The organism is Terrimonas rubra (assembly GCF_042686025.1).
GTDB lineage: Bacteria > Bacteroidota > Bacteroidia > Chitinophagales > Chitinophagaceae > Terrimonas > Terrimonas rubra.
Genome location: NZ_JBHUOZ010000004.1, coordinates 1 through 5694, shown reverse-complemented (window position 1 = coordinate 5694; position 5694 = coordinate 1). Strand labels below are relative to the sequence as shown.

The 5694-nt window shown below is 46.3% G+C and carries 2 tRNA genes and 3 rRNA genes; all 5 read left to right on the top strand.

Features of this window, described 5'->3' with window-relative positions:
- Nucleotides 1–259: 259 nt before the first annotated feature.
- The 5 genes from ACFS6H_RS20690 to rrf all read left to right on the top strand — a co-directional run bounded on the left by ACFS6H_RS20690 (nt 260) and on the right by rrf (nt 5567).
- Nucleotides 260–1790: ribosomal RNA gene (locus ACFS6H_RS20690) — 16S ribosomal RNA — on the top strand.
- Between the two features lie 195 nt (nt 1791–1985).
- Nucleotides 1986–2060, top strand: a tRNA-Ile gene (locus tag ACFS6H_RS20685).
- 11 nt (nt 2061–2071) lie between these two features.
- Nucleotides 2072–2145 (top strand) — tRNA-Ala (locus tag ACFS6H_RS20680).
- Nucleotides 2146–2516: 371 nt separating this feature from the next.
- Nucleotides 2517–5310, top strand: a 23S ribosomal RNA gene (locus ACFS6H_RS20675).
- Between the two features lie 145 nt (nt 5311–5455).
- Nucleotides 5456–5567, top strand: a 5S ribosomal RNA gene (rrf, locus tag ACFS6H_RS20670).
- Together the 16S, 23S and 5S rRNA genes with 2 tRNA genes alongside form the textbook arrangement of a ribosomal RNA operon.
- Nucleotides 5568–5694 lie beyond the last annotated feature (127 nt).

The following is a 5694-nucleotide window of genomic DNA, read 5'->3' as shown; positions in this document are numbered from 1 at the left end:
AAAAAGGGAAAAAGTTCTTAAAAACAGGTGTGACGGAAGGGTCTAAAATCTCGCAGATTTAACATCTACTTTGTCCTTTGATCGACTGATGAGAGTTGGTCAGATTAAAAGGAAAAAGTTCTTTGAAAGATTGGAAACAATAGCACTTTATCAACGTGAAGTTGATAGAACCAAAAGGTAAGTCAAGCGAATAACATTCGATTTGACACGTTTAATTTTCTTTAGAGAAATATTTGACTGTCAGTATCAAACATCATTTACAATGGAGAGTTTGATCCTGGCTCAGGATGAACGCTAGCGGCAGGCCTAATACATGCAAGTCGAGGGGCAGCGCAGTGTAGCAATACATGGGCGGCGACCGGCAAACGGGTGCGGAACACGTACACAACCTTCCTTTTAGTGGAGCATAGCCCAGGGAAACTTGGATTAATACTCCGTAACATAACGAGATGGCATCTTCTTGTTATTATAGAAGCAATTCGCTAGAAGACGGGTGTGCGGCTGATTAGATAGTTGGCGGGGTAACGGCCCACCAAGTCCACGATCAGTAACTGGTGTGAGAGCACGACCAGTCACACGGGCACTGAGACACGGGCCCGACTCCTACGGGAGGCAGCAGTAAGGAATATTGGTCAATGGACGCAAGTCTGAACCAGCCATGCCGCGTGGAGGATGAAGGCCCTCTGGGTTGTAAACTTCTTTTATAGGGGACGAAAAAGGGACTTTCTAGTCCAACTGACGGTACCCTAGGAATAAGCACCGGCTAACTCCGTGCCAGCAGCCGCGGTAATACGGAGGGTGCAAGCGTTATCCGGATTCACTGGGTTTAAAGGGTGCGTAGGTGGGTTAGTAAGTCAGTGGTGAAATCTTCGAGCTTAACTCGGAAACTGCCATTGATACTATTAGTCTTGAATATTGTGGAGGTTAGCGGAATATGTCATGTAGCGGTGAAATGCTTAGATATGACATAGAACACCAATTGCGAAGGCAGCTGGCTACACATATATTGACACTGAGGCACGAAAGCGTGGGGATCAAACAGGATTAGATACCCTGGTAGTCCACGCCCTAAACTATGGATACTCGACATACGCGATACACTGTGTGTGTCTGAGCGAAAGCATTAAGTATCCCACCTGGGAAGTACGATCGCAAGATTGAAACTCAAAGGAATTGGCGGGGGTCCGCACAAGCGGTGGAGCATGTGGTTTAATTCGATGATACGCGAGGAACCTTACCTGGGCTAGAATGCAGATCGACCGTGGGTGAAAGCTCATTTTGTAGCAATACACGGTCTGTAAGGTGCTGCATGGCTGTCGTCAGCTCGTGCCGTGAGGTGTTGGGTTAAGTCCCGCAACGAGCGCAACCCCCATCACTAGTTGCCATCAGGTAACGCTGGGAACTCTAGTGAAACTGCCGTCGTAAGACGTGAGGAAGGAGGGGATGATGTCAAGTCATCATGGCCTTTATGCCCAGGGCTACACACGTGCTACAATGGGAAGGACAAAGAGCTGCCACTTGGCGACAAGGAGCTAATCTCAAAAACCTTCTCTCAGTTCAGATTGGAGTCTGCAACTCGACTCCATGAAGCTGGAATCGCTAGTAATCGTATATCAGCAATGATACGGTGAATACGTTCCCGGACCTTGCACACACCGCCCGTCAAGCCATGAAAGCCGGGTGTACCTAAAGTCGGTAACCGAAAGGAGCCGCCTAGGGTAAAACTGGTAATTGGGGCTAAGTCGTAACAAGGTAGCCGTATCGGAAGGTGCGGCTGGAATACCTCCTTTTTAGAGCTTTAGAAGTGAAGCGTTTACGCTTACACTATCTACAAAATAAACTTACCGGCTATTGTTTCCTTTTCTTTCTTTGATTTTAAAAAGATCTTTCAAATAAGACCTGATGGCCAATTTGAGGACGGCATCTAAAGCCAGGCGCTGATTACTAAATATTAGCACATTAGCATATTGGCACATTAGACAAATAGATCCGTAGCTCAGCCTGGTTAGAGCACTACACTGATAATGTAGGGGTCACCAGTTCAAATCTGGTCGGGTCTACTAAAAAACTCGGGGGGTTAGCTCAGTTGGCTAGAGCACCTGCTTTGCACGCAGGGGGTCATCGGTTCGACTCCGATATCCTCCACAAACGGAGGTTATCAAACAAGAGAGAAAACTCCAAACAACAGTTCTTTTAAAAACAAGATAATGGCTTAAGGCCTGAAGGTTCATAACCTTGATTATCCGCTAACAGTTAATAATAAATGGTGTTAGTTATTATTTAATTTTCAAATTATCTAATTGACTGATTACCCAATTAACTAAGCTCTTTGACATATTGGGAAAAACAAATGTTAGAATGAAGTATCTAATATTTATCGATCACAATTTTGAATTTTCACCATTTTATGGTTGGTCTGAAGAAATGTGGTCGGGTAACAACTACAAATTAAAAAATAAAAAAATAAGTCAAGACGCAAGTCTTGCCTCATTAATTAATTAAGTTTTATAAACTTTTTTAAAGCAACTAAGGGCGCATGGTGGATGCCTTGGGTCTGAGAGGCGAAGAAGGACGTGGTAAGCTGCGATAAGCCAGGAAGAGCTGCACACAAGCATTATATCCCTGGATTTCCGAATGGGACAACCCGGTACGTTGAAGACGTATCACTCGAAAGAGAGCCAACCCGGAGAACTGAAACATCTAAGTACCCGGAGGAAAAGAAAATAATAATGATTCCCTGAGTAGTGGCGAGCGAAATGGGAAGAGCCTAAACTTAAGCAGCGTGCTGCTTGAGGGTTGTAGGACTACTTTTAGAAAATGTCATCAAGTTGAATTTTTTGGAAAATTAAGCCATAGAGGGTGATAGCCCCGTAAGCACAAATTGACATGGACGTGTAGTATCCTGAGTAGGGCGGGACCGGAGAAATCCTGCTTGAATCTGCCAGCACCATCTGGTAAGGCTAAATACTCCTCAGACACCGATAGTGAACCAGTACCGTAAGGGAAAGGTGAAAAGCACCCTAAACAAGGGAGTGAAATAGTACCTGAAACCGTGCGCCTACAAGCGGTCGGAGCTAGTAATAGTGACGGCGTGCCTTTTGCATAATGAGCCTACGAGTTGCTCCTCACTGGCGAGGTTAAGTTCGAAATTAACGGAGCCGTAGCGAAAGCGAGTCCAAATAGGGCGACTAGTCAGTGGGGGCAGACGCGAAACTTTGTGATCTATCCATGGGCAGGTTGAAGGTTAGGTAAAACTAACTGGAGGACCGAACCCGTTGACGTTGAAAAGTCTTGGGATGACCTGTGGATAGGGGTGAAAGGCCAATCAAACTGAGAGATAGCTCGTTCTCCCCGAAATGTTTTTAGGAACAGCCTCGGTTTTATTAGTCTGTTAGAGGTAGAGCTACTGATTGGGCTAGGGGGCTTCACCGCCTACCAAACCCTGACAAACTCCGAATGCTAACAGATATTACCGGGAGTGAGGCTGCGGGTGCTAAGATCCGTGGCCGAGAGGGAAATAACCCAGAATAGCAGCTAAGGTCCCTAATACATGGTTAAGTTGATCAAACGAGGTAGGACTTCTATAACAGCCAGGATGTTTGCTTGGAAGCAGCAATTCATTTAAAGAGTGCGTAACAGCTCACTGGTCGAGAGGTCCCGCACGGAAAATAATCGGGCATCAAACCATGAACCGAAGCTCTATGATTGCCACTAGGTGGTATATCGGTAGGGGAGCATTCTGACTGCATCGAAGGTGTACGGCGACGTATGCTGGAGCGGTTAGAAAAGAAAATGTAGGCATAAGTAACGATAAATAAGGTGAAAAACCTTATCGCCGAAAGTCTAAGGGTTCCTGATCAACGTTAATCGGATCAGGGTTAGCCCGGTCCTTAGTCAAACCCGAAAGGGGTAGATGATGGAAAGCAGGTTAATATTCCTGCGCCTGCTATACATTAAAAGTGACGGAGCATGTTAGTTACATAGGCTGACGGATTAGCCGAGTGGATCCTTCGGGTGAAACGTAGTAATGAGAGTGCTTCCAAGAAAAGCGAGTATAGCAGCCGGTACCGCAAACCGACACAGGTAGACGGGATGAGTATTCTAAGGCGCTCGGGTGAGCCGTGGAGAAGGAACTAGGCAAATTGACGCTGTAACTTCGGGATAAAGCGTACCTACTTCGGTAGGTCTCAGTAAAATGGTTCAACCAACTGTTTAACAAAAACACAGGGCCCTGCAAAATCGAAAGATGACGTATAGAGCCTGATACCTGCCCGGTGCTGGAAGGTTAAGGAAGGGTGTTCGACGCAAGTCAAAGCTCCTGACTGAAGCCCCAGTAAACGGCGGCCGTAACTATAACGGTCCTAAGGTAGCGAAATTCCTTGTCGGGTAAGTTCCGACCTGCACGAATGGTCTAATGAGTTGAACGCTGTCTCCTCCACGAGCCCGGTGAAATTGTAGTATCGGTGAAGATGCCGGTTACCCGCCACGGGACGGAAAGACCCCGTGAACCTTCACTACAACTTTGCATTGATTTTGAATTACGGATGTGTAGAATAGTTGGGACGCTTTGAAGCAGTGGCGCCAGCCATTGTGGAGCGGTCGTTGAAATACCAACCTTCTTTGATTTAGAGTCTAATCCCTGATGGGAAACAGTGCATGGTGGGTAGTTTGACTGGGGTGGTCGCCTCCTAAAGAGTAACGGAGGCTTGCAAAGGTTCCCTCAGTACGGTTGGTAATCGTACGTAGAGCGCATTAGTATAAGGGAGCTTGACTGTGAGGCATACACGCCGAGCAGGGACGAAAGTCGGCTAAAGTGATCCGGCGGTTCTGTATGGAAGGGCCGTCGCTCAAAGGATAAAAGGTACTCCGGGGATAACAGGCTGATCTCCCCCAAGAGCTCATATCGACGGGGAGGTTTGGCACCTCGATGTCGGTTCGTCACATCCTGGGGCTGGAGAAGGTCCCAAGGGTTCGGCTGTTCGCCGATTAAAGTGGCACGTGAACTGGGTTCAGAACGTCGCAAGACAGTTCGGTCCCTATCTGTGGTGGGCGCAAGTAAATTGAGAGGACATGACCTTAGTACGAGAGGACCGGGTCGTACGTACCGCTGGTGTATCAGTTGTGCCGCCAGGTGCAATGCTGAGTAGCTATGTACGGACAGGATAAACGCTGAAAGCATCTAAGCGTGAAACCTTCCTCAAGATGAGTTTACTTTTAAGGGCCGTCAAAGACTATGACGTTGATAGGCTATAGGTGTAAAGGTGGTAACATCAAAGCCGAGTAGTACTAATTGCCCGTACGCTTTAATTTTTTATTATTTCTTTGTTTTAACATTTTCCCAATATGATCTTATTTAAGTGGTAAGTAAATAAGTGTTAGGTAATAAGCTGTTCATCTGTTTGAAACTGGCTGTACTTACAACTTATAACTAAAAACTTACAACTTATAACCTTTTTATGGTGGTTTTTCCAAGGGTGTTCACCTCTTCCCATACCGAACAGAGAAGTTAAGCCCCTTATGGCCGATGGTACTGCACAGAAATGCGGGAGAGTAGGTAGCTGCCATGATTATTGAAAGAGTCCTGACCTTGTGTCGGGACTTTTTTTTGTGTATACCTGAATCAAAGCTTAAAGCCGAAAGCTGAAAGCAAAAGGCTAAAGGCAAAAAGCTGAATGCTAAAAGCAAACCCGAAAC